The sequence below is a fragment of the Kitasatospora sp. NPDC004614 genome (assembly GCF_042873675.1).
Classification (GTDB): Bacteria; Actinomycetota; Actinomycetes; order Streptomycetales; family Streptomycetaceae; genus Kitasatospora.
Genome location: NZ_JBIALR010000006.1, coordinates 115045 through 138500, shown reverse-complemented (window position 1 = coordinate 138500; position 23456 = coordinate 115045). Strand labels below are relative to the sequence as shown.

Annotated in this window: 20 protein-coding genes; 8 read left to right on the top strand and 12 right to left on the bottom strand. The window is 71.0% G+C overall.

Going from position 1 to position 23456, the window contains the following annotated elements; all coding sequences use genetic code 11:
* Positions 1–59: 59 nt before the first annotated feature.
* Positions 60–704 carry a DUF2461 domain-containing protein gene (locus ACFYST_RS16030; protein WP_387862762.1) on the top strand — a complete coding sequence of 215 codons (645 nt, stop codon included), beginning with the start codon at positions 60–62 and terminating at the stop codon, positions 702–704.
* Between the two features lie 28 nt (positions 705–732).
* Here ACFYST_RS16030 and ACFYST_RS16025 read toward each other — a convergent pair whose 3' ends face one another.
* Positions 733–1674, bottom strand: a complete 942-nt coding sequence (locus ACFYST_RS16025) for a heme o synthase (protein ID WP_387862759.1) — start codon at positions 1672–1674, stop codon at positions 733–735.
* 402 nt (positions 1675–2076) lie between these two features.
* On the opposite strand from ACFYST_RS16025, the gene tkt reads away from it, so the two are divergent.
* The 5 genes from tkt (at position 2077) to pgl (ending at position 8818) form a co-directional block, all read left to right on the top strand.
* On the top strand, positions 2077–4173 hold the full coding sequence (gene tkt, locus ACFYST_RS16020; protein ID WP_387646418.1) for a transketolase: 2097 nt from the start codon (positions 2077–2079) through the stop codon (positions 4171–4173).
* A gap of 97 nt (positions 4174–4270) precedes the next feature.
* Complete coding sequence (gene tal, locus ACFYST_RS16015; RefSeq protein WP_387646419.1) at positions 4271–5404, top strand: transaldolase; 1134 nt, start codon at positions 4271–4273, stop codon at positions 5402–5404.
* Positions 5405–5472: 68 nt separating this feature from the next.
* On the top strand, positions 5473–7032 hold the full coding sequence (zwf, locus tag ACFYST_RS16010) for a glucose-6-phosphate dehydrogenase (RefSeq protein ID WP_387646672.1): 1560 nt from the start codon (positions 5473–5475) through the stop codon (positions 7030–7032).
* Positions 7029–8084, top strand: coding sequence for a glucose-6-phosphate dehydrogenase assembly protein OpcA (gene opcA / locus ACFYST_RS16005; protein ID WP_387646422.1), 1056 nt, complete (start codon positions 7029–7031; stop codon positions 8082–8084). The genes zwf and opcA overlap by 4 nt, the downstream gene beginning before the upstream one ends.
* Positions 8081–8818 (top strand): 6-phosphogluconolactonase, encoded by a 738-nt coding sequence (gene pgl / locus ACFYST_RS16000; RefSeq protein ID WP_387862757.1) that lies wholly within the window; start codon positions 8081–8083, stop codon positions 8816–8818. Before opcA ends, pgl begins: the two co-directional genes overlap by 4 nt.
* A 258-nt stretch (positions 8819–9076) precedes the next feature.
* Here pgl and ACFYST_RS15995 read toward each other — a convergent pair whose 3' ends face one another.
* The 11 genes from ACFYST_RS15995 to uvrA all read right to left on the bottom strand — a co-directional run bounded on the left by ACFYST_RS15995 (position 9077) and on the right by uvrA (position 21761).
* The gene (locus tag ACFYST_RS15995) at positions 9077–9412 is read right to left on the bottom strand and encodes an RNA polymerase-binding protein RbpA (RefSeq protein WP_073814874.1); all 336 of its coding nucleotides are present in this window, start codon (positions 9410–9412) and stop codon (positions 9077–9079) included.
* Positions 9413–9539: 127 nt separating this feature from the next.
* Positions 9540–9773, bottom strand: a complete 234-nt coding sequence (gene secG / locus ACFYST_RS15990) for a preprotein translocase subunit SecG (protein ID WP_387646428.1) — start codon at positions 9771–9773, stop codon at positions 9540–9542.
* 88 nt (positions 9774–9861) lie between these two features.
* Positions 9862–10647, bottom strand: coding sequence for a triose-phosphate isomerase (tpiA, locus tag ACFYST_RS15985; RefSeq protein ID WP_387862754.1), 786 nt, complete (start codon positions 10645–10647; stop codon positions 9862–9864).
* A 7-nt stretch (positions 10648–10654) separates the two neighbouring features.
* Positions 10655–11860, bottom strand: coding sequence for a phosphoglycerate kinase (locus ACFYST_RS15980; protein ID WP_387646433.1), 1206 nt, complete (start codon positions 11858–11860; stop codon positions 10655–10657).
* A gap of 158 nt (positions 11861–12018) precedes the next feature.
* Positions 12019–13026 (bottom strand): type I glyceraldehyde-3-phosphate dehydrogenase, encoded by a 1008-nt coding sequence (gene gap / locus ACFYST_RS15975; RefSeq protein WP_387646436.1) that lies wholly within the window; start codon positions 13024–13026, stop codon positions 12019–12021.
* 233 nt (positions 13027–13259) lie between these two features.
* Complete coding sequence (gene whiA, locus ACFYST_RS15970) at positions 13260–14240, bottom strand: DNA-binding protein WhiA (protein WP_043910002.1); 981 nt, start codon at positions 14238–14240, stop codon at positions 13260–13262.
* Entirely contained in the window at positions 14231–15289 is a 1059-nt protein-coding gene (yvcK, locus tag ACFYST_RS15965; protein WP_387646440.1) for a uridine diphosphate-N-acetylglucosamine-binding protein YvcK, read from the bottom strand. Before yvcK ends, whiA begins: the two co-directional genes overlap by 10 nt.
* Before the next feature lie 62 nt (positions 15290–15351).
* Positions 15352–16236, bottom strand: a complete 885-nt coding sequence (gene rapZ / locus ACFYST_RS15960; protein ID WP_369880792.1) for an RNase adapter RapZ — start codon at positions 16234–16236, stop codon at positions 15352–15354.
* The gene (gene uvrC, locus ACFYST_RS15955) at positions 16233–18236 is read right to left on the bottom strand and encodes an excinuclease ABC subunit UvrC (protein ID WP_387862751.1); all 2004 of its coding nucleotides are present in this window, start codon (positions 18234–18236) and stop codon (positions 16233–16235) included. Before uvrC ends, rapZ begins: the two co-directional genes overlap by 4 nt.
* A 43-nt stretch (positions 18237–18279) precedes the next feature.
* A complete protein-coding gene (locus ACFYST_RS15950) occupies positions 18280–18690 on the bottom strand; it encodes a Rieske (2Fe-2S) protein (RefSeq protein WP_387862749.1) in 411 nt (136 codons plus the stop codon).
* Positions 18691–18884: 194 nt separating this feature from the next.
* Positions 18885–21761, bottom strand: a complete 2877-nt coding sequence (gene uvrA / locus ACFYST_RS15945) for an excinuclease ABC subunit UvrA (RefSeq protein WP_387646448.1) — start codon at positions 21759–21761, stop codon at positions 18885–18887.
* A 240-nt stretch (positions 21762–22001) separates the two neighbouring features.
* On the opposite strand from uvrA, the gene ACFYST_RS15940 reads away from it, so the two are divergent.
* Positions 22002–22751 (top strand): maleylpyruvate isomerase family mycothiol-dependent enzyme, encoded by a 750-nt coding sequence (locus tag ACFYST_RS15940; protein WP_387646452.1) that lies wholly within the window; start codon positions 22002–22004, stop codon positions 22749–22751.
* Positions 22752–22797: 46 nt separating this feature from the next.
* Positions 22798–23451 (top strand): MBL fold metallo-hydrolase, encoded by a 654-nt coding sequence (locus tag ACFYST_RS15935; RefSeq protein WP_387646455.1) that lies wholly within the window; start codon positions 22798–22800, stop codon positions 23449–23451.
* The last annotated feature ends 5 nt before the right edge of the window (positions 23452–23456 follow it).

The following is a 23456-nucleotide window of genomic DNA, read 5'->3' as shown; positions in this document are numbered from 1 at the left end:
TCACCCCATGCGCGCGCAAAGCCGGCGGCCCGCGCCGCCGCGGCGTGAATACTGGCCCCGTGAACGATTTCCGTGGCTGGCCGGCCGAGGCCCTGGAGTTCTACGAGCACCTGGAGGCCGACAACTCCAGGACCTTCTGGACGGAGCACCGCACCCAGTACGAGGAACAGGTGCGCGCCCCGATGGAGGCGCTGCTGGCCCGGCTGGAGCCCGAGTTCGGTCCGGGGAAGATCTTCCGGCCGAACCGGGACGTCCGGTTCTCGGCCGACAAGTCCCCGTACAAGACGCACATCGGCGCGGTGCTGGAGTCCGGCGGGTACGTGCAGCTGTCCGCCGAGGGCCTGGCCTGCGGGCTCGGCTACTACCACCTGGCCACCGACCAGCTGGCGGCCTACCGCACCGCGGTCGCCGAGGACCTGCCGGGCGCCGAGCTGGAGCGGGTGGTGGCGGCGGTGCGCGCGGCCGGGCCGGAGGTGGTCGGCCGGGACAGTCTGAAGACCGCGCCGCGCGGCTACCCGAGGGACCACCCGCGGATCGAGCTGCTGCGCCACAAGGGCCTGATCGCCTGGCAGCGGTGGGAGCCCGCGCCCTGGCTGGGCACCGCGAAGGCGTACGGCCGGGTCACCGGTTTCCTGCACGCGGCGGCCCCGCTGCACGAGTGGCTGGAGAACCACGTCGGCCCCAGCGGGCTTGCGCCGCGCTGAGGCCGAGGGGTTCGGGAAACGGGGGGTGTCAGCCCACGAACGGGTCGATCGCGACTTCCAGGAACAGCAGCGTCAGGTACGTGATCGACCAGTGGAACAGCCGCATCTCCTTGAGCTTGGCGCCCACGATGCCGGCCTTGGCGCGCGACTGGAGCGCGTACGCCTCCTTCATCCACAGCACGCCGAGCACGCCGGCGGTGATCGGGTACAGCCAGCTGGTGTGCGCGACCGGCCACAGCAGCATCGAGGTCGCCACCATCACCCAGGAGTAGATGACGACCTGCTTGGCGACGCCGATGTTGCCGCGGATCACCGGCAGCATCGGCACGCCGGCCCGGGCGTAGTCGTCGCGGACCTTCATCGACAGCACCCAGGTGTGCGGCGGCGTCCAGAAGAAGACCACCAGGAACAGCAGCAGCGCCGACCAGGACAGCGAGTTGGTGACGGACGCCCAGCCGACGAACACCGGCATGCAGCCGGCGATGCCGCCCCAGACGATGTTCTGCGCGGTGCGGCGCTTGAGGCCCAGCGTGTAGACGAACACGTAGAACAGCAGCGCGCTGCCGGCCAGCGCCGAGGACAGCCAGTTGACCAGGAGGCCGAGCCAGACGGTGGAGATCACGGCCAGCGAGATGCCGAAGACCAGCGCCTCGCGCGGCGAGACCATGCCGGTGACGATCGGGCGCCGCTCGGTGCGGGACATCACCGCGTCGATGTCGCGGTCGATGTACATGTTGAGCGCGTTGGCGCCGCCGGCGGACAGGTATCCACCGACCACCACCGCGAGCACCCGCCACAGGTTGGGCACACCGCCCTGGGCCAGGAACATCACCGGCACCGTGGAGATCAGCAGCAGCTCGATGATCCGGGGTTTGGTGAGGGCGACGAAAGCCCCGATGCGGGCCCCGAACGGCCGGCGCGCGGTGCTCGTCCCTACCACCCCGGCGGGGCGGGATTCGACGGCGGTCACGGACACCTCAACAGTCGATGAACTTCCACAGGCGCCCGGAGAACCCGCAGGGTGCCCACCGTCCGCGCTGCGCGTACCACGCAACGATAGACGCTCCATATCTCCCGATCCGCCCCGGGGTCCCCCGGCGAGCCGTGCGCATGCGCGTCTTACGCCTCGGACGGGCAAACCCTCCCCGGACGGGTGAATGTAGGACAGAGCAGTTGACGCCCCGACAGGGGAATGCGACGCCGCAGTTCCTGGTTGCCCGGCACGCAGGGTGAGGTGCCCCGCAAACGGTAGGCTCGCACAGAGAAGCGGGATCAACCCTCCGTGATCGGCACCAGCCACAGCGGCGTGGCCGACCGGTCCCCTTCACGGGGTGACACTTCTACAAAAATCCGGAAGGAGCCCTGAGTCAGGGTGAGCACGACGCCGAACGTATTCGAGTGGAGCGAGCTGGACCAGCGGGCCGTTGACACGGCCCGGGTCCTGGCCATGGACGCCGTGCAGAAGGTGGGGAACGGGCACCCCGGCACCGCCATGTCGCTGGCCCCCGCGGCCTACCTCATCTTCCAGCGCTTCCTGCGCCACGACCCGACCGACCCGACCTGGGTCGGCCGCGACCGCTTCGTGCTCTCGCCGGGGCACACCTCCCTCACGCTGTACACCCAGCTGTTCCTGTCCGGTTACGGACTGTCGCTGGACGACCTGAAGGCCTTCCGGGTCGCGGGCAGCCGCACCCCGGGCCACCCCGAGCACGGCCACACGGCCGGCGTCGAGACCACCACCGGCCCGCTGGGCCAGGGCATCGGCAACGCGGTCGGCATGGCGATGGCCGCCCGCTACGAGCGCGGCCTGTTCGACCCGGACGCGCCGGCCGGCACCTCGCCGTTCGACCACACCATCTGGGCGATCGTCTCCGACGGCGACCTCCAGGAGGGCATCTCCGCCGAGGCGTCCTCGCTGGCCGGCCACCAGAAGCTGGGCAACCTGGTCGCGCTGTACGACGACAACCACATCTCCATCGAGGGCGACACCGCCACCGCGTTCTCCGAGGACGTGCTGGCCCGCTACGAGGCGTACGGCTGGCACGTCCAGCGGGTCGTCCCGAAGTCGGACGGCGACATCGACGTGGTCGCGCTGGCCGCCGCGCTGGAGGCCGCCAAGGCGGAGACCGGCAAGCCGTCGATCATCGCGATGCGCACCATCATCGCCTGGCCCGCGCCGAACGCCCAGGACACCGCCAAGGCGCACGGCTCGGCCCTCGGCGACGCCGAGATCGCCGCCACCAAGAAGGTGCTGGGCTTCGACCCGCAGAAGACCTTCGAGGTGACCGACCAGGTCGTCGCGCACGCCCGCGAGGTCGTGCAGCGCGGCCAGGCCGCCCGCACCGCCTGGGAGGAGCAGCTGCGCGAGTGGCGCGCCGCCAACCCGCAGCGCGCCGCCGAGTTCGACCGGATCCAGATCGGCGAGCTGCCCGACGGCTGGGAGAAGGCCCTGCCGGTCTTCCCGGCCGGCAAGGACGTCGCCACCCGCAAGGCCTCCGGCGACACCCTGAAGGCCGTCGGCAAGCTGATCCCCGAACTGTGGGGCGGCTCCGCGGACCTCGCCGAGTCGAACCTGACCACCATCGACGAGGAGTCCTCCTTCCTTCCGGAGGGCAACTCGCTCAAGAGCGCCTCGCCGTACGGCCGCACCGTCCACTACGGCATCCGCGAGCACGCCATGGGCTCCGTGATGAACGGCATCTCGCTGCACGGCCGCACCCGCATCTACGGCGGCACCTTCCTGGTGTTCTCCGACTACATGCGCCCCGCGGTCCGGCTCGCCGCGCTGATGAAGCTGCCGGTGGTCTACGTCTGGACGCACGACTCGATCGGCCTCGGCGAGGACGGCCCGACCCACCAGCCGGTCGAGCACCTGGCCGCGCTGCGGGCCATCCCGGGCCTCGCGGTGGTCCGCCCGGCGGACGCCAACGAGACCGCCGTGGTGTGGCGCACCGTCCTGGAGCGGCAGACCAGCCACCCCGGCCCGGTCGGCCTGGTGCTGACCCGGCAGGGCGTGCCGACCTTCGACCGCGAGGTGTTCGGCTCCGCCGAGGGCGCGGCCAAGGGCGGCTACGTGCTGGCCGAGGCCGAGGGCGGCGAGCCCAAGGTGATCCTGCTCGGCACCGGCTCCGAGGTGCAGCTGGCGATGCAGGCCCGCGAGGCGCTGCAGGCCGAGGGCACCCCGACCCGCGTGGTGTCGATGCCGTCGGTGGAGTGGTTCAACGAGCAGGACCAGGCGTACCGCGACAGCGTGCTGCCGCCGAACGTCCGGGCCCGGGTCTCGGTCGAGGCGGGCATCGCCCAGGGCTGGCGCGAGCTGGTCGGCGACGCCGGCCGGATCATCAGCCTGGAGCACTTCGGCGCCTCCGCCGACTACAAGGTGCTCTACCAGGAGTTCGGCATCACCGCGGACGCCGTCGCCAACGCGGCCCGCGCCTCGCTGCGCACGGTCGAGGCCGTCTCCCGCTAGCGGTTACAGCCCCGGCCCGGGGGATCCGCACTCCCCCGGGCCGGGCCCCCGGACTCCACAGACGTACGAAGAACAGAAGAAGAGGGACTGAAGCACCATGACCGACGCATTGAACCGCCTCAGCGAAGAAGGCGTGGCGATCTGGCTGGACGACCTCAGCCGGGAGCGCCTGAACTCGGGCAACCTGGCCGAGCTGGTGCAGGAGAAGCACGTCGTCGGCGTCACCACCAACCCGACCATCTTCCAGAAGGCGATCGCCGGCAACGGCGCCTACAACCGCCAGCTGGAGGACCTCGCGGTGCGCAAGGTCACCACCGACGAGGCCGTCCGCATGATCACCACCTCGGACGTCCGCGACGCCGCCGACGTGCTGCGCCCGGTGTACGACGCCTCCAACGGCCGTGACGGCCGGGTCTCCATCGAGGTCGACCCGCGCCTGGCCCACGAGACCGCCGCGACCATCGCCGAGGCCAAGCAGCTGTGGTGGCTGGTCGACCGCCCGAACGTGCTGATCAAGATCCCCGCCACGCTGGCCGGCCTGCCCGCGATCAGCGCGGTGCTCGCCAAGGGCATCAGCGTCAACGTCACGCTGATCTTCTCGCTGGAGCGCTACAAGGCCGTCATCGACGCCCACCTGACCGGCCTGGAGCAGGCCAAGGCCGCCGGCCTGGACCTCTCGCAGGTCGAGTCGGTCGCCTCGTTCTTCGTCTCCCGGGTGGACACCGAGATCGACAAGCGCCTGGACGCGCTCGGCGGCGAGGCCAAGGACCTGCGTTCCAAGGCCGCGCTGGCCAACGCCCGCCTCGCCTACCAGGCGTACGAGGAGGTGTACGGCTCGGTCGACGGCAGCAAGCCCGCCTCGGCCCGCTGGGCGGCCCTGGAGGCGGCCGGCGCCAAGCCGCAGCGCCCGCTGTGGGCGTCCACCGGCGTGAAGGACCCGAGCCTGCCGGACACCCTGTACGTGACCGAGCTGGTCGCCCCGGGCACCGTCAACACCATGCCCGAGGCCACCCTGGACGCCACCGACGACCACGGCGTCATCACCGGCGACACCATCACCCCGAACTACGCGGACGCCAAGGCCGTGCTGGACGCGATCGCCGCGGCCGGCGTGGACTACGACGACGTCGTGCGGGTGCTGGAGGAGGAGGGCGTGCAGAAGTTCGAGGTCTCCTGGAACGAGCTGCTCGACACCGTCACCGCCGCGCTCCAGTCGCACGGCGACAACTGACTCCCGCTCACGAAACCGAACGGAAAGCGGAGCACACCACAGTGAGCAACACCCAGCCGTACCCGGACGTGGAGGGCACGGAGCCGGTCGGGGGAGACACCCCCGACCAGCCCGTCAACCCGCTGCGGGACCCTGCCGACCGCCGGCTCCCGAGGATCGCCGGCCCGTCCGGCCTGGTGATCTTCGGCGTCACCGGTGACCTGTCGCGCAAGAAGCTGATGCCGGCCGTCTACGACCTCGCCAACCGCGGCCTGCTGCCGCCGGGCTTCTCGCTGATCGGCTTCGCCCGGCGCGAGTGGGCCGACGAGGACTTCGCGCAGGTGGTGCACGACGCCGTCAAGGAGCACGCGCGCACCCCCTTCCGCGAGGAGGTCTGGCAGCAGCTCGCCAAGGGCATGCGCTTCGTCCAGGGCGACTTCGGCGACGACGACGCCTTCGCCACCCTGCGCCGCACCATCGAGGAACTCGACCAGGCGCAGGGCACCAGCGGCAACTTCGCGTTCTACCTGTCGGTGCCGCCGAAGTTCTTCCCCACCGTGGTCCAGCAGCTGAAGAAGCACGGCCTGACCGACCCGGCGCCGGGTTCCTGGCGGCGCGCGGTCATCGAGAAGCCGTTCGGCCACAACCTGGAGAGCGCCCAGGAGCTGAACCGGATCGTCCACGAGGTCTTCCCGCGTGACGAGGTCTTCCGGATCGACCACTACCTGGGCAAGGAGACCGTCCAGAACATCCTGGCGCTGCGTTTCGCCAACCAGATGTTCGAGCCGATCTGGAACCGGTCGTACGTCGACCACGTGCAGATCACCATGGCCGAGGACATCGGCATCGGCGGCCGCGCCGGCTACTACGACGGCATCGGGTCGGCCCGTGACGTCATCCAGAACCACCTGCTCCAGCTGATGGCGCTGACCGCCATCGAGGAGCCGGCGTCCTTCCACCCGAAGGCGCTGGTCGCCGAGAAGCTGAAGGTGCTCAGCGCCGTCAAGCTCCCCGCCGACCTGGGCAAGCACACCGTGCGCGGCCAGTACACCTCCGGCTGGCAGGGCGGCGAGGAGGTGCGCGGCTACCTGGACGAGGACGGCATCAACCCCGAGTCCAAGACCGACACCTACGCGGCCATCAAGCTGGAGATCAACAACCGGCGCTGGGCGGGCGTGCCGTTCTACCTGCGCACCGGTAAGCGGCTGGGCCGCCGGGTCACCGAGATCGCGGTGGTCTTCCAGCGTGCCCCGTACCTGCCGTTCGACTCCTACGCCACCGAGGAGCTCGGCCAGAACGCCCTGGTGATCCGCGTCCAGCCGGACGAGGGTGTCACCGTGCGCTTCGGCTCGAAGGTCCCCGGCACCGCGCTGGAGGTCCGCGACGTCACCATGGACTTCGCGTACGGCGAATCGTTCACCGAATCCAGCCCCGAGGCGTACGAGCGCCTCATCCTGGACGTCCTGCTGGGCGACGCCAACCTCTTCCCCCGGCACCAGGAGGTCGAGCTGTCCTGGCAGATCCTCGACCCGATCGAGCAGTACTGGGACGCCAACGGCAAGCCCGCGGAGTACCCGGCCGGCACCTGGGGCCCGGTCGAGGCGGACGAGATGCTCGCACGAGACGGCAGGAGCTGGCGCCGGCCATGAAGATCGACCTGACGAACACCACGTCGAGCAGGATCAACGCTGCCCTGATGGACGCCCGCCGGGCCAGCGGTTCGACCGCCGCCGGCATGGTGCTGACCCTGGTCATCGTGACCGACGAGGGCAGCGCCTACGACGCCCTGAAGGCCGCCAACGACGCCTCCCGCGAGCACCCCTCGCGGACCCTGGCCGTCATCAAGCGGGCCGGCCGCTCGCCCCGCGCCCGGGCCGAGACCCGGCTGGACGCGGAGATCCTGGTCGGCAGCGACGCCGGCAGCGGCGAGACCGTCATCCTGCGCATGCACGGCGAACTCGCCTCGCACGCCCAGTCCGTGGTGCTGCCGCTGCTGCTGCCCGACGCCCCCGTGGTGGTCTGGTGGCCGGACAACGCGCCGCTCAACCCCGCCCAGGACCCGCTGGGCGCGCTCGCCCAGCGCCGGATCACCGACGCGGTGACCGCCGAGTCGCCGGTCGGCCAGCTCGCCCAGCGGGCCGCCGGCTACACCCCCGGCGACACCGACCTGGCGTGGACCCGGATCACCGGCTGGCGCTCGATGCTGGCCGCCGCGCTCGACCAGCGCGACGTCACCATCACCGCCGCGGTGGTCGAGGGCGAGTCGTACAACCCCAGCGTCGAACTGCTTGGCCTGTGGCTGCACAACCGCCTGCGGGTGCCGGTCGAACGGGTCGTCACCGGCGGCCCCGGCATCACCTCCGTCACGCTGCGCACCAAGGACGGCAACATCGTCCTGGACCGCCCCGACGGCCTGCTCGGCACCCTGTCGATGCCCGGCGCGCCCGACCGCATGGTCGCGCTCAAGCGCCGCGACACCGCCGAACTGATCGCCGAGGAACTGCGCCGCCTCGACCCCGACGACATCTACGCCACCGCCGTCCGCACCCCCGTGGACCGGCTGCGCGAGCGGATCGCCGGAGTCGAGCACGCGGGCCCCGGCGGCACTGTCGAGGGGCACGCCGCGGAGCAGACGGCCGACGAGCCCGAGGAGCCCGTCGCCGCCAAGAAGGCCACCACCCGCAAGCGGAGCGCCCAGTGAGCACCGAGACGGTCCTGGTCCACCGCGACCCGACGGTGCTGGCCGAGGCGGTCGCCGCCCGGCTGATCACCACCGTGGTCGACGCGCAGGCCGCCCACGGCTCCGCCCACGTGGTGCTCACCGGCGGCCGCAACGGCAACGCCCTGCTCGCCGCACTCGCCGCCCACCCGGCGCGCGACGCGGTGAACTGGGCACAGGTCGACCTGTGGTGGGGCGACGAGCGCTACCTGCCGGCCGGCGACCCGGAACGCAACGCCGTACAGGCCGCCGCGTTCCTGGACGCCGTCCGGCCGCTCGGCGCCCGGGTGCACGAGATGCCCGCCGACGACGGCTCCTCCCCCGAGGACGCCGCCGCCCGGTACGCCGCCGAACTCCGCGCGGCCGCCCCCAACGGCGCGGACCTGCCGGTCTTCGACGTCCTGCTGCTCGGCGTCGGCCCGGACGCGCACGTCGCCTCGCTCTTCCCCGGCCACCCCGGGGTCAAGCAGACCGAGGGCACCGTGATCGCCGTCCACGACTCCCCCAAGCCGCCCCCCACCCGCATCTCCCTCACCCTCCCCGCGCTCCGCACCGCCCACCAGGTCTGGCTCCTCGCCGCCGGCCCCGACAAGGCCGACGCCGTAGCCCTGGCCCGCACCACCCCCACCCCCGAAACCGCCCCCGCCGGCGCCGTCACCGGAACCACCCGAACCCTCTGGTTCCTCGACACCACCGCCGCCGGCAAGCTCCACTGACGCCCCCTCACCCCCGCGCCCCGTCAGGGGCACGTAGAACCAGCGCCCAACCTCCGCGCCCCGTCAGGGGCGCGGGGAACTGCGCGCAGGGGAACGGGACCAACAGAAAGCCGCCCACCCGGAGAACTCCCCAGGTGGGCGGCATCCGTTTCCACTGACGCCCCTTCACTCGTGCCCCGCAAGGGGGAGTGCGCCCACGCAAAAAGCCGCCCACCCAAAGAACTCCCCAGGTGGGCGGCTTTCGCGTTGCCGTACGGCTCAGATCTCGCCACGCAGCTTGGCCAGCGCCTCAGCGAGAATCGCCTCGCCGTCCGCGTCCGTCCGACGCTCCCGCACGTACGCGAGGTGGGTCTTGTAGGGCTCGTTGCGGGCCGGGGCGGGCGGGTTGTGCTCGTCCTGGCCGGCCGGGAACCCGCAGCGGGGGCAGTCCCAGGTGTCCGGGATGGCCGCCTCCGCGGCGAAACTGGGGCGCGTCTCATGCTTATTGGCGCACCAGAAGGAGATCCGGTTGCGGGGGGCGGACTCGCCGCGCTCCGCTTCTCCCATCGGGCCGGCACCGACTCTGCTGCCTCGGATCGCGTTGCCACTTGCCACGGTCTGACTCCCCTGCGTGCTGGTGCCGTCCGGCCGCGGCTGGGCGGACGGTGGCGAAGTCGTCCTAGTGTAAGCGGCGGTTAAGGCTGTGCCACCATCGCCGCCGACTTCACGTCAGTTGTCGGTGTCAGCTGCTCTTCAGCAGCAGGCCGAGCACGATGATGCAGGCGAACCAGGCCAGGCCGATCACGATGGTGATGCGGTCGAGGTTGCGCTCGGCCACCGCGGAGCCGCCGCCGGTGGACATCGCGCCGCCGCCGAACATGTCGGACAGGCCGCCGCCCTTGCCCTTGTGCAGCAGGACCAGCATGATCATCAGCACACTGAGAATGATCAGAGCAATCTCGAACCCGAGAACCACGACGGGACCAACTCTCTCGAATCTTCGGCGAAGGGGCCGGGCCCGCTCCACGCGGTCCGGCCCCAAAGCCTACGTTGCTGCGGCGGCGTTAGCCTACTGCCTGGTCACGGTACCGCACGATCTTGACGAACTCCTCGGCGTCCAGCGAGGCGCCGCCGATCAGTCCGCCGTCGATGTCGGGCTTGGCCATCAGGCCGGCCGCCGACGAGGACTTCACCGAACCGCCGTACAGGACGCGGACCTTGTCGGCCAGCTCGGTGCCGTACAGCTCGCCGAGCCGGGCCCGGATCGCGCCGCACACCTCCTGCGCGTCCTCGGGCGTGGCAACCTCGCCGGTTCCGATCGCCCAGACCGGCTCGTACGCGACCACGATGCTCTCCGCGTCACCGGCCGGAACGCCGTCCAGCGCGCCGTCCAGCTGCGCGAGGGTGTACGCGACGTGGGTGCCGGCCTTGCGGATCTCCAGCGGCTCGCCGATGCACAGGATCGGAGTGACCCCGCTGCGGTAGGCGGCCTTCACCTTGGCGTTGACGATCTCTTCGTTCTCGCCGTGGTACTGGCGGCGCTCGGAGTGGCCGATCACCGCGTAGGTGCACTTCAGCTTCGCCAGCATCGGGCCGGACACCTCACCGGTGTAGGCGCCGCCGTCGTGCTGCGAGATGTCCTGCGAGCCGTACTTGAGCTTCAGCTTGTCGCCGTCGACCAGGGTCTGCACGGAGCGCAGGTCGGTGAACGGCACCAGGACGGCGACCTCGACGGCCTTGTAGTCCTTGTCGGCCAGCGAGAACGCCAGCTTCTGGGTGTGCTGGATGGCCTCGAGGTGGTCGAGGTTCATCTTCCAGTTGCCCGCCATCAGCGGGAGACGCTCAGTCATGTCTTTCTCAGTCCTCCAGGGCGGCGAGACCGGGGAGGGTCTTGCCCTCCAGGTACTCGAGGCTCGCGCCACCGCCGGTCGAGATGTGTCCGAACTTCGCCTCGTCGAACCCGAGGGTGCGCACCGCTGCCGCCGAGTCTCCGCCGCCGACCACCGTGAACGCCTCGGAGTCGATCAGCGCCTGGGCCACGGCCCGGGTGCCGTCCGCGAACGCCGGATGCTCGAACACGCCCATCGGGCCGTTCCAGAACACGGTCTTCGCGTCGGCGATCTTCTCCGCGAACAGCTGCGCGGTCTTCGGGCCGATGTCCAGGCCCAGCGCGCCGTCCGGGATGGCGTCCACGTCGACCACCGCGAAGTCGTCCACCGGGGCACCGGTCTTGACGTCCGGGAACGAGCCGGACACCGCGGTGTCCAGCGGGATCACGAACTCCACGCCCTGCTCGGCGCCGCGCTTCAGGTAGTCCTGGACGACCGGGATCTGGTCCTCCTGGAGCAGCGAGTTGCCGACGCCGTGGCCCTGGGCGGCGATGAAGGTGTACATCATGCCGCCGCCGATCAGGATCCGGTCGGCCTTGCCGAGCAGGTTCTCGATCACGCCGACCTTGTCGGAGACCTTGGAGCCGCCGAGCACCACCACGTACGGGCGGGCCACGTCCTCGGTGAGGCGCTTGAGCACGCCCACCTCGGTGGCGATCAGGTCGCCGACGGCGTGCGGCAGGCGGGCCGGCAGGTCGTAGACGGAGGCGTGCTTGCGGTGCACCGCACCGAAGCCGTCGCCGACGTACAGGTCTGCCAGGGCGGCCAGCTGGTCGGCGAACGCTCCGCGCTCGGCGTCGTCCTTGGAGGTCTCGCCGGCGTTGAAGCGCAGGTTCTCCAGCAGCGTGACCTCGCCGTCGCCGAGTGCGGCGACGGTGGCCTTCGCGCTGTCCCCGACCGTGTCGGTGGCGAAGCTCACCGGGCGGCCGAGGATCTCGCCGAGGCGGACCGCCACCGGCGCGAGAGAGAACTTCGGGTCCGGCTCGCCCTTCGGGCGGCCCAGGTGCGAGGCGACGACCACCCGGGCGCCGCGCTCGACGAGCTTGGCGATGGTCGGCGCGACGGCGCGGATCCGGCCGTCGTCGGTGATGGTGTCACCGGACAGCGGCACGTTGAGGTCGGCGCGGACGAACACCCGCTTGCCGGAGACCTCCAGGTCTTCGATCGTCTTCACGGTCTTGCTCCTCGATGGATGGATCGGCAGACGGCGACACGGCGCAGTGCGTCACCGGAATGGGTAGGACGGACGAGGTGGGCGCAGCGGCAGGGCCCGGTCGGCGATGACAGCCGTCCGGGCCCTGCCCCTTACGTCACGTCAGCTACCGCTGGGAGTCAGAGCTGCTCGCCGATGATGGCGACCAGGTCGACGAGGCGGTTCGAGTAGCCGAACTCGTTGTCGTACCAGCCGAGCACCTTGACCTGGTTCCCCTGAACCATCGTCAGCTGGGAGTCGAAGATGCAGGAGTGCGGGTCGTTCACGATGTCCGAGGACACGATCGGGTCTTCGGTGTACGCCAGGATGCCCTTCAGCGAGCCCTCCTGGGCGGCCTTCTGGAACGCGGCGTTGACCTCGTCCTTGGTGACCTCGCGCTCCAGGGTGACCACCAGGTCGGTGATGGAGCCGGTCGGGACCGGGACGCGCAGCGAGGTGCCGTCCAGCTTGCCCTTCAGCTGCGGCAGCACCAGGGCGGTGGCCTTGGCGGCGCCGGTCGAGGTCGGAATGATGTTCTGCGAGGCGGCGCGGGCGCGGCGCAGGTCCCGGTGTGGGAAGTCCAGGGTGACCTGGTCGTTGGTGAAGGCGTGCACGGTGGTCATCAGACCCTTGACGATGCCGAAGTTCTCGTCCAGCACCTTCGCCATCGGCGCCACGCAGTTGGTGGTGCAGGAGGCGTTCGAGATGATGTGGTGCGCGGCGGCGTCGTACTTGCCGTCGTTGACGCCCAGCACGATGGTGATGTCCTCGCCGGAGGCGGGCGCCGAGATGATGACCTTCTTCGCACCGGCCGCCAGGTGCTTCTTCGCACCCTCGGCCTTGGTGAAGATTCCGGTGGACTCGACGACGATGTCGGCGCCCAGCGCGGCCCAGGGGAGGTTGGCCGGGTCACGCTCGGCGGTGACCTTGAAGGTGTGGCCGTCGACGGTGATGCTGTCCTCGGTGTGCGAGACCTCACCGGGGAAGGTACCGAGGGTGGTGTCGTACTTGAGCAGGTGAGCGAGCGTCTTGGTGTCCGTCAGGTCGTTGACACCGACGATCTCGATGTCCGCGCCCTGGGCCTTGACCGCACGGAAGAAGTTGCGGCCGATGCGGCCGAACCCGTTGATGCCTACCCGGATCGTCACGAACCGATCTCCTCTTAGGTACGCCGGGCCGGAGCCCGACGGGGGTGAAATTTTGGGTTTTCCCCGACCAGTGCTGACCCTACCTCCCCCAAGTGTGGCAAGGCACATCGCCTCACCGGTAGGCCGCGAGGGCCCAGATGGCCGAAAAGGGGCGTGCGGGCCTGTCCGCGGCAGATGCCGCGTCATGCTCCGCACGCCCCTCCGGGGTTGCGTTCCGGGAGGCTGATGACCCGTCAGTTCAGGGCCATTTCCTCCGTCAGGTTGGCCTCGGTGTTGGGCAGGCCGAGTTCGGCGGCGCGCTTGTCGGCCATCGCCAGCAGGCGACGGATCCGGCCTGCGACCGCGTCCTTGGTCAGCGGCGGGTCGGCGAGCGCGCCGAGCTCCTCCAGCGAGGCCTGCTTGTGCTGCATGCGCAGCGCGCCGGCCGCCGCCAGGTGCTCGGGCACCTCCTCGCCGAGGATCTCCAGGGCGCGGGCCACCCGGGCGCCGGCCGCGACCGCGGCGCGGGCCGAGCGGCGGAGGTTGGCGTCGTCGAAGTTGGCCAGCCGGTTGGCGGTGGCGCGCACCTCGCGGCGCATCCGGCGCTCCTCCCAGGCCAGCACGGACTCGTGCGCGCCGAGGCGGGTGAGCAGCGCGCCGATCGCGTCGCCGTCGCGGATCACCACCCGGTCGACGCCGCGCACCTCGCGGGCCTTGGCCGGGATGCCGAGCCGGCGGGCCGCGCCGACCAGGGCGAGCGCCGCCTCCGAGCCGGGGCAGGTGATCTCCAGGGAGGAGGAGCGGCCGGGCTCGGTGAGCGAGCCGTGCGCCAGGAACGCGCCGCGCCAGGCGGCCTCCGCGTCGCAGGTCGCGCCGGAGACCACCGCCGGGGGCAGGCCCCGGATCGGTCGTCCGCGTCCGTCCACCAGCCCGGTCTGCCGGGCCAGCAGCTCGCCGTCCTTCACCACCCGCACCACGTACCGGCTGCCGCGACGCAGCCCGCCGGGGGCCATCACCACCAGATCCGAGGAGTGTCCGAAGATCTCCAGGAGGTCCTTGCGCAGCCGCCGTGCCGCAATGCCGGTGTCCAGCTCCGCCTCGATCACGATGCGGCCGCTCACAATGTGCAGTCCGCCCGCAAAACGCAGGATCGCCGAGACCTCCGCCTTGCGGCAGCAGGCACGGGTGACGGGAAGCCGGGAGATCTCGTCTTTCACCGCTGCCGTCATCGCCATGGGCCGATCCTTCCATGAGTCCGGAAAATCCGGTCGTACGCCGCGGCCAAGAGCTCCGGGTCGTGTCGCGGGGTGCCGTCGGCGCGGGCCACCTGGTCGAGCACCAGTGCGGCGCCCATCCGTTTCGCGGCCTGCTCCAGGCCCGTCAGGTCGGCGAGCCCGAAAGCTCCTCCGCTGACGGCCCGCTCATCCACCAGGATCGCATCCACCGCGAGGTCCGGAGCGTGGTCGGCGATCACCTCCAGGTGGCGCTGCGGGGTGAAGCCCTCGGTCTCGCCGGGCTGCGGCGCCAGGTTGAGGGTCAGCAGGCGGCGGGCCCGGGTCTCGACGAGGGCCTTCGCCAGGTCCGGCACCAGCAGGTGCGGCAGCACGCTGGTGAACCAGGAGCCGGGGCCGAGCACCACCCAGTCCGCCTCCCGTACGGCCTGCACGGCCTCGGGGACGGCGGGGGGCCCGTCCGGGAGCAGCCGGATCGACAGCACCGTGCCCGGCGTCACCGCCACCGCGGCCTGGCCGCGCACCGCCGAGACCTCGCCCGGCTTCAGCGGGTCGTGGCCGCGCACCTGCGCCTCGATGTCCAGCGGCACGGCGGACATCGGCAGTACCCGGCCCTGCACGTTCAGCAGCCGGCCCACCCAGTTCAGCGCCTCCACCGGGTCGCCGAGCTTCTCCCAGAGCGCCACGATCAGCAGGTTGCCGACCGCGTGGCCGCCGAGCTCGCCGTTGCCGGTGAAGCGCTGCTGGATCACCTCGGACCAGGTGCGGCCCCAGTCGTCGTCCCCGCACAGCGCGGCCAGCGCCTTGCGCAGGTCGCCGGGCGGCAGCACGCCGAGCTCGGCGCGCAGCCGCCCGCTGGAGCCGCCGTCGTCGGCGACGGTGACCACGGCGGTCAGCTCGGTGGTCAGCCGGCGCAGCGCGGACAGCGACGCGGACAGGCCCTGGCCGCCGCCCAGCGCGGCGATGCGCGGGGCCCCGGGGCGGGGCCCCGGGGCGGCCCGCTCGGCAGGTCTGGTCCGGATCTGCTGCCGTGCTGGCACGTATCCCGTCACGCCGACCCCATGTTCCTGTCTCGTGCTCGGCCGGGGCGGCGGTTACGGGGGGTTCCCGGCCGCTACTCCCGGCCCATGTCCCGGTGGACCAGCACCGTCTCGACCCCGTCCGCGATCAGACGCTTCGTCAGCTGCTCGGACATCGCGACGCTGCGGTGCTTGCCTCCGGTGCAGCCTACGGCAAGCGTCATGTAGCGCTTCCCCTCGCGGCGGTAACCCTCGGTGATGATCCGCAGCAGCTCGGTGTAGCCGTCCAGGAACGGCTGCGCGCCGGGCTGCTGGAACACGTACTCTGCCACGTCCGGATCGGTTCCGGTACGGGCCCGCAGCTCCGGGACCCAGTGCGGGTTCGGCAGGAAGCGGCAGTCCACCACCAGGTCGGCGTCGACCGGCAGACCGTACTTGAAGCCGAACGACATCACGGTGGCGCGCAGCTCCGGCTCGTCCTGGCCGGCGAACTGGGCGTCCATCTTGGCGCGCAGCTGGTGCACGTTGAGGTTCGAGGTGTCGACCACCAGGTCGGCCTCGCCGCGCAGTTCGCGCAGCAGCTCGCGTTCGCGGGCGATGCCGTCGACGATCCGGCCGTCGGCCTGCAACGGGTGCGGGCGGCGCACCGACTCGAAGCGGCGCACCAGGGCGTCGTCGGAGGAGTCCAGGAACACCACCCGCAGGCGGACGCCGCGCTTCTCCAGCTCCTCCAGCGAGGTCAGCAGGTCGTCGAAGAAGGTGCGGCCGCGCACGTCGACCACCACGCCGATCCGCGGTACCGCGCCCTGCGAGCGGGCCCCCAGGTCGACCATGGTGGGAATCAGCGCCGGCGGCAGATTGTCGACCACGAACCAGCCGAGGTCCTCCAGGCACTTGGCGGCCGTGGAACGGCCCGCCCCGGACATGCCGGAGATGATCACCAGCTCGGGGGTGCTCTCTCCCCCGTTGGACACAGTCACGTCTCTTCCCCGCTTCTCGGTACTGCTGTGGCGGTGCTGTCTTCGATGATCTCGCCGGTCGCGGTGTTGACCGCGAATGCGGCAGGTGTACGGGAGGCCAAGGCTGTGGCAACAGTCTCGGCGGTCCGGCGCCCGATCCCGGGGACTTCGCACAGCTCGTCGATGGTGGCCGCGCGAAGCTTCTTCAGTGAACCGAAGTGCTTCAGCAGGGCCCGGCGGCGAGTCTCTCCGAGCCCGGGGACGGAGTCCAGTTCCCCCGCCGTGAGCCGTTTGGCCCGCTTCGAGCGCTGATAGGTGATGGCGAACCGGTGCGCCTCGTCGCGCACCCGCTGCAGTAGGTACAGGCCCTCGCTGGAGCGCGGCAGCACCACCGGGTCGTCCTGGCCGGGCAGCCACACCTCCTCCAGCCGCTTCGCCAAGCCGCACACCGCGACATCGTCTATGCCGAGCTCGTCCAGCGCCCGCTTGGCGGCGGCGACCTGGGGCTGTCCGCCGTCGACCACCAGCAGCTGCGGCGGGTAGGCGAAGCGCTTGGGGCGGCCGCTCTCGTCGGTGAGCGACTCGTCACTATCGGCGGGTTCCTCCGGGACGGCCCACTCGCCGGTCTGCTCGCGCTCCTGGAGGTAGCGGCGGAACCGGCGGGTGATCACCTCGTGCATCGAGCGGACGTCGTCCTGGCCCTCGAAGCTCTTGATCTGGAACCGGCGGTACTCGCTCTTGCGCACCAGGCCGTCCTCGAACACCACCATGGACGCCACCACGTCCTCGCCCTGCAGGTGCGAGATGTCGAAGCACTCGATCCGCAGCGGCGCCGAGTCCAGCTCCAGCGCCTCGGCGATCTCCTGCAGCGCCCGGCTGCGGGTGGTCAGATCGGAGGCGCGCTTGGTCTTGTGCAGCGCCAGCGCCTGCTGGGCGTTGCGCTGCACCGTCTCCATCAGGTCCTTCTTGTCGCCGCGCTGCGGCACCCGCAGGTCGACCTGGGCGCCGCGCAGGCCGGACAGCCACTCGTGCACGGCCTCGTCCGGCACCGCCGGGACGAGCACCTCGCGCGGCACCTGCTCGGTGCCCGCGCCGTACAGCTGCTGCAGCGCGTGCTCGACCAGGCCGGCCGTGTCCACGTCCTCGACCTTGTCGGTCACCCAGCCGCGCTGGCCGCGCACCCGGCCGCCGCGGACGTGGAAGATCTGTACGGCGGCTTCGAGTTCGTCCTCGGCGACCGCCAGCAGGTCCGCGTCGGTGCCGTCGCCGAGCACCACCGCGTTCTTCTCCATCGCGCGGCGCAGCGCCCCCAGGTCGTCGCGCAGCCGGGCCGCCTTCTCGTACTCCATGTCGGCGGCGGCCTCCTGCATCTGCGCCTCCAGGCGGCGCAGGTAGTTGCCCGTCCGGCCGGCCATGAAGTCGCAGAACTCCTCGGCGAGTTCGCGGTGCTCATCCGCGCTCACCCGGCCCACGCAGGGCGCCGCGCACTTGCCGATGTAGCCCAACAGGCAGGGGCGGCCGACCTGTTGGGCGCGTTTGAACACGCCGTTGGAGCACGTCCGGACCGGGAACACCCGCAGCATCAGGTCGACCGTCTCGCGGATCGCCCACGCGTGCCCGTACGGGCCGAAGTAGCGCACGCCCTTCTTGTGCGCCCCGCGCATCACCTGGACCCGCGGGAACTCCTCGTTCAGGGTGACCGCCAGCTCCGGGTAGCTCTTGTCGTCCCGGTACTTGACGTTGAACCGCGGGTCGAACTCCTTGATCCAGGAGTACTCCAGCTGCAGCGCCTCGACCTCGGTGGACACCACCGTCCACTCCACCGACGCCGCGGTGGTGACCATCGTCGCGGTGCGCGGGTGCAGGTTCGCGACGTCCTGGAAGTACGAGGACAGCCGCTGGCGCAGGTTCTTCGCCTTGCCGACGTAGATGACCCGGCCGTGCGCGTCACGGAACTTGTACACCCCGGGCGAAAGCGGGATCGCCCCCGGAGCCGGACGGTAGGTGGACGGGTCAGCCATGCCCCTACCGTACCGACTGACGCCGACACCTCGGAGCGGGAAGTTACTTGGTGACCTGGAGTTGACCGTTCTGCACCGCGACCTTGTACTCCGGCAGCGGCTTCGGCGCCGGGCCGTCCAGCACCGCGCCGTCGGTGATCGCGAAACGGCTGCCGTGGCACAGGCACTGGATCTGCTCCTTGGCCACGCCGTTGACCAGGCACCCGGCGTGCGTGCACTTCGCGCTGAACGCCTTGTACTCGCCCGCGGCTGGCTGCGTCACGACGACGGCCTGCTCGCGGTACACCTTGCCGCCACCGACGGGGACGTCGGAGGCCGCGCCGAGGTCGACGGGGCCGGAGGAGGCTTCGGTCTTGTTGTCCTTGGACGAGGAGCAGCCCGCGGCCGTGGCACCGGCCAGCGCAACGGCTGCGCAGCAGAGGACGGTTCGGCGGGAAGCGACGGGCTCGGACATCGGGAACTCCTCGGTGCGGGGAAGGGCGCCAGCAACGTAGCACGCACAACGCGGGCCGCCCGGGGAGCCTGGTGCTCTCCGCGGGCGGCCCGCGTTGACGTTCGCCCCCCGCTTCGCGCAGTTCCCCGCGCCCCTGGCGGGGCGCGGGGGTTGAGGAGTGAAAAAACCTCGCCGGCCTGCGGCAGCGCCGGAGATTACTTCTTCTTGCGCTTCACCGGGGTCGCGTCCGAAACCCCCGGCAGGATGTCCCGGAGGAACTTGCCGGTGTGGCTGATCGTCGAGGCGGCGACCTCTTCCGGGGTGCCTTCGATGACCACGCCGCCGCCGCCGGCGCCGCCCTCGGGGCCCATGTCGACCAGCCAGTCGGCGGTCTTGATGACGTCGAGGTTGTGCTCGATGACGATGACGGTGTTGCCCTTGTCGACCAGGCCCTCCAGGACCTTGATCAGCTTGCTGATGTCCTCGAAGTGCAGGCCGGTGGTGGGCTCGTCGAGGACGTAGACCGTCCGGCCGGTGGAGCGCTTCTGGAGTTCGGCGGAGAGCTTGACGCGCTGGGCCTCGCCGCCGGAGAGGGTGGTGGCGGGCTGGCCGAGGCGGACGTAGCCGAGGCCGACCTCCTTGAGGGTGCGCAGGTGGCGGGCGATCGCGGGGACGGCCTCGAAGAAGTCGAGGCCCTCCTCGATCGGCATGTCCAGCACCTCGGCGATGGACTTGCCCTTGTAGTGGACCTCCAGCGTCTCCCGGTTGTAGCGGGCGCCGTGGCAGACCTCGCAGGGGACGTAGACGTCCGGCAGGAAGTTCATCTCGATCTTGATGGTGCCGTCGCCGGAGCAGTTCTCGCAGCGGCCGCCCTTGACGTTGAACGAGAACCGGCCGGGCAGGTAGCCGCGGACCTTGGCCTCCTGGGTCTCCGCGAACAGCCGCCGGACGTGGTCGAAGACGCCGGTGTAGGTGGCCGGGTTGGAGCGCGGGGTGCGGCCGATCGGCGACTGGTCGACGTGCACCACCTTGTCGACCAGGTCGGTGCCGGTGATCCGGGTGTGCCGGCCGGGGACGCTGCGGGCGCCGTTCAGCTCGCGGGCCAGGTGCGAGTAGAGGATGTCGTTGACCAGCGTCGACTTGCCGGAGCCGGAGACGCCCGTGACCGCCGTGAAGGTGCCCAGCGGGAAGGCGACCGTGACGTCCTTCAGGTTGTGCTCGCGGGCGCCGTGCACCACGAGCTGGCGCTTCTTGTCGCGCGGGCGGCGCGCGGCCGGGATCGGGATGCTGCGCTTGCCCGCCAGGTACTGGCCGGTGAGCGACTCGGGGTTCTTCAGCAGGTCCTTGAGCGAGCCGGAGTGCACCACCTTGCCGCCGTGCTCGCCGGCGCCGGGGCCGATGTCGACGATCCAGTCGGCGGTCTTGATGGTGTCCTCGTCGTGCTCGACGACGATCAGGGTGTTGCCGATGTCCCGCAGCCGGACCAGGGTCTCGATCAGGCGGTGGTTGTCGCGCTGGTGCAGGCCGATGGACGGCTCGTCCAGCACGTACAGCACGCCGACCAGGCCGGAGCCGATCTGGGTGGCCAGCCGGATGCGCTGGGCCTCGCCGCCGGAGAGGGTGCCGGCGGCGCGGTTCAGCGACAGGTAGTCGAGGCCGACGTCGACCAGGAAGCGCAGCCGCTCCAGGACCTCCTTGAGGACCCGCTCGGCGATCTTCTTGTCGCGGGCGTCGAGGCGGAGGGCGCCGAGGAAGTCCGCGCAGTCGCTGATCGACATGGCGGAGACCTCGGCGATGGACCTGTCCATCACGGTGACCGCGAGGACCACCGGCTTGAGCCGGGTGCCCTTGCAGGTCGGGCAGGGCACCTCGCGCATGTAGCCCTCGAAGCGCTCGCGGCTGGAGTCGCTCTCCGACTCGGAGTGCCGCCGCGTCACGAACGGGACGGCGCCCTCGAACGCGGTGGTGTAGGAGCGCTCGCGGCCGTACCGGTTGCGGTAGCGCACCTCGACCTGGGTCTTGTGCCCGTACATCAGGGCCTTGCGGGCGCGGGCGGGCAGCCCGGCCCACGGGATGTCGGTGCGGAAGCCGAGCTCGCCGGCCAGCGCGTTGACCAGCCGCTGGAAGTACTCCTTGGTGGCGCCCTGCGACCACGGGTGGATGGCGCCCTCGTCGAGCGACTTCTCCGGGTCGGGAACCAGCAGCTCCGGGTCGACCTCCATCCGGTTGCCCAGGCCCGAGCAGTCCGGGCAGGCGCCGAACGGGGAGTTGAAGGAGAACGACCGCGGCTCCAACTCCTCGAAGGAGACGTCGTCGTAGGGGCAGTAGAGGTGCTCCGAGAACATCTTCTCGCGCTCGGGGTCGTCCTCCGGGAGGTCGACGAAGTCGAGCACCACCATGCCGCCGGCCAGCTTGAGGGCCGTCTCCACCGAGTCGGTGAGGCGGCGCTTGGCGCTGGACTTCACGGTGAGGCGGTCGACGACCACCTCGATGGTGTGCTTCTCCTGCTTCTTGAGCGTCGGCGGCTCGGTCAGCTGGACGGTCTGGCCGTCCACCCGGGCCCGGGCGTAGCCCTTGGACTGCAGGTCGGCGAAGAGGTCGACGAACTCGCCCTTGCGCTCCCGGACCACCGGGCTGAGCACCTGGAACCGGGTGCCCTCGGCCAGCGACAGCACCTTGTCGACGATGGCCTGCGGCGACTGCCGGGCGATCGGGCGGCCGCAATGCGGGCAGTGCGGCTTGCCGATCCGGGCGAACAGCAGGCGCAGGTAGTCGTACACCTCGGTGATGGTGCCGACGGTGGAGCGCGGGTTCCGGCTGGTGGACTTCTGGTCGATCGAGACGGCCGGGGAGAGACCCTCGATGAAGTCGACGTCCGGCTTGTCCATCTGCCCGAGGAACTGCCGGGCGTACGAGGACAGCGACTCGACGTATCGCCGCTGGCCCTCGGCGAAGATCGTGTCGAAGGCGAGCGAGGACTTGCCGGACCCGGAGAGGCCCGTGAAGACGATGAGGGAATCCCGGGGCAGGTCGAGCGAGACGTTCTTGAGGTTGTGCTCGCGTGCACCGCGGACGACGAGGCGGTCTGCCACAGCTACTGGCGCCTTTCTCCGGGTCGAAATGTGTGAGGTCTGCTTCTTCCAGGATGCGCCCGCCAGCGTACTAGCTCATCTGTTCGAATCTCGAACCGTCCAGCGGTGTCCACCCGTACGAGTGAACGGCACCCGCGCCCGACGGTAGCGTCAACGACTGACAACCGCCCCCGGCAACGGCCCGGGGCGGTCGAGTACCGCCCGGAACCGCTCCACCCGACCGTCGAAAGGCACCGCCCGATGAGCGACGCGACCACCGCAGCCGAGCAGCTGCGAGCCACTGTCGAGAGCACCGCCGAACTGCTGCACACGCTGTCCGAGCTGAAGCCCGAGGAGGTGTTCGAACCGTCCTCGCTGCCCGGCTGGACCCGCGGCCACGTACTGGCCCACATCGCCCGCAACGCCGACTCGCTGGTCAACCTGCTGAACGGCGCCCGCACCGGCCAGGACATCCCCCAGTACGCCAGCTCGGCCGCCCGGGACGCCGGCATCGAGGCCGGCGCGGGCCGGCCGCTGGAGGTGCAGCTGGCCGACGTCCGCGACAGCCAGCAGCGCTTCGTGGACGCCGCCCGGCAGCTCGCGCCCGAGCACTGGCAGGCCACGGTCCGCCACCGGGCCGGCTACACCTTCCCGGCCTGGCAGCTGCCCGGGAAGCGGCTGGCCGAACTGGAGTACCACCACGTCGACCTGAACGCGGGCTACACCCCGGCGCACTGGCCCGAGCAGTTCGCGATCGCCGAGTTCCGGCGCCTGGGCACCCACTTCGGCGCCCTGGACGGCCTCCCGGTGGTCCGGCTGATCGCCGAGGACGCCGCGACGGAGGCCCGGCTCGGCGGCGCGGGCGAGCCGGAGCTGACCGTCGAGGGCCCGGTGCGGGCGCTCACCGGCTGGCTGTCGGGCCGCTCCGACGGCGACGGCCTGCAGGTCCACCGCGCCGGCCACCTGGTCGACGCGCGCAGCTCGCTGCCCGAGCTCCCCCCGATGGGATGATGGTGCCGATTGACGGGGAACCCCAGCAGCAGCAAGGAGCGACGTGATGACGTACCACGGAACGGTCAAGGTCGGCGGCGCGCCCGACGTCCGGGAGCTGGCCCACCTGATGATCACCAAGGTGGCGGTCGGACCGTACGACAACAACGCCTACCTGCTGCGCTGCCGGGCCACCGACGAGCAGCTGCTGATCGACGCGGCCGCCGACGCGCCGGTGCTGCTGGAGACCGTCGGCAGCCGGCTGGCCATGGTGGTCACCACCCACCGGCACCACGACCACTGGGGCGCGCTGGCCGAGGTGGTCGCCGCCACCGGGGCACGCACCGCGGCCGGGCGGGTCGACGCGGAGGGCATCGAGGTGCCCACCGACGTCCTGCTGGAGGACGGCTCGGTGCTCCGGGTCGGGCAGGTCGAGCTGACGGTCCGCCACCTGGTGGGCCACACCCCCGGCGCGATCGTGCTGGTCTACGACGACCCGCAGGGCCACCCGCACCTGTTCACCGGCGACTGCCTGTTCCCGGGCGGGGTGGGCAACACCTGGGGCGACCCGGCCGCCTTCGACTCGCTGTTCCGGGACGTCAACGAGAAGATCTTCGACGTCCTCCCGGATGAGACCTGGGTCTACCCGGGCCACGGCAACGACACCACGCTGGGCGCCGAGCGCCCGCACCTGCCGGAGTGGCGCGAACGCGGCTGGTGAGCGGA

Excerpts from the sequence above, each read along its gene's own strand:
- opcA (WP_387646422.1), top strand. The coding sequence starts at position 7,029 with ATGAAGATCGACCTGACGAACACCACGTCGAGCAGGATCAACGCTGCC.
- uvrC (WP_387862751.1), bottom strand. The coding sequence starts at position 18,236 with ATGGCTGACCCGTCCACCTACCGTCCGGCTCCGGGGGCGATCCCGCTT.
- ACFYST_RS15940 (WP_387646452.1), top strand. The coding sequence starts at position 22,002 with ATGAGCGACGCGACCACCGCAGCCGAGCAGCTGCGAGCCACTGTCGAG.
- ACFYST_RS15950 (WP_387862749.1), bottom strand. The coding sequence starts at position 18,690 with ATGTCCGAGCCCGTCGCTTCCCGCCGAACCGTCCTCTGCTGCGCAGCC.
- ACFYST_RS15935 (WP_387646455.1), top strand. The coding sequence starts at position 22,798 with ATGACGTACCACGGAACGGTCAAGGTCGGCGGCGCGCCCGACGTCCGG.
- tal (WP_387646419.1), top strand. The coding sequence starts at position 4,271 with ATGACCGACGCATTGAACCGCCTCAGCGAAGAAGGCGTGGCGATCTGG.
- tpiA (WP_387862754.1), bottom strand. The coding sequence starts at position 10,647 with ATGACTGAGCGTCTCCCGCTGATGGCGGGCAACTGGAAGATGAACCTC.
- whiA (WP_043910002.1), bottom strand. The coding sequence starts at position 14,240 with ATGGCGATGACGGCAGCGGTGAAAGACGAGATCTCCCGGCTTCCCGTC.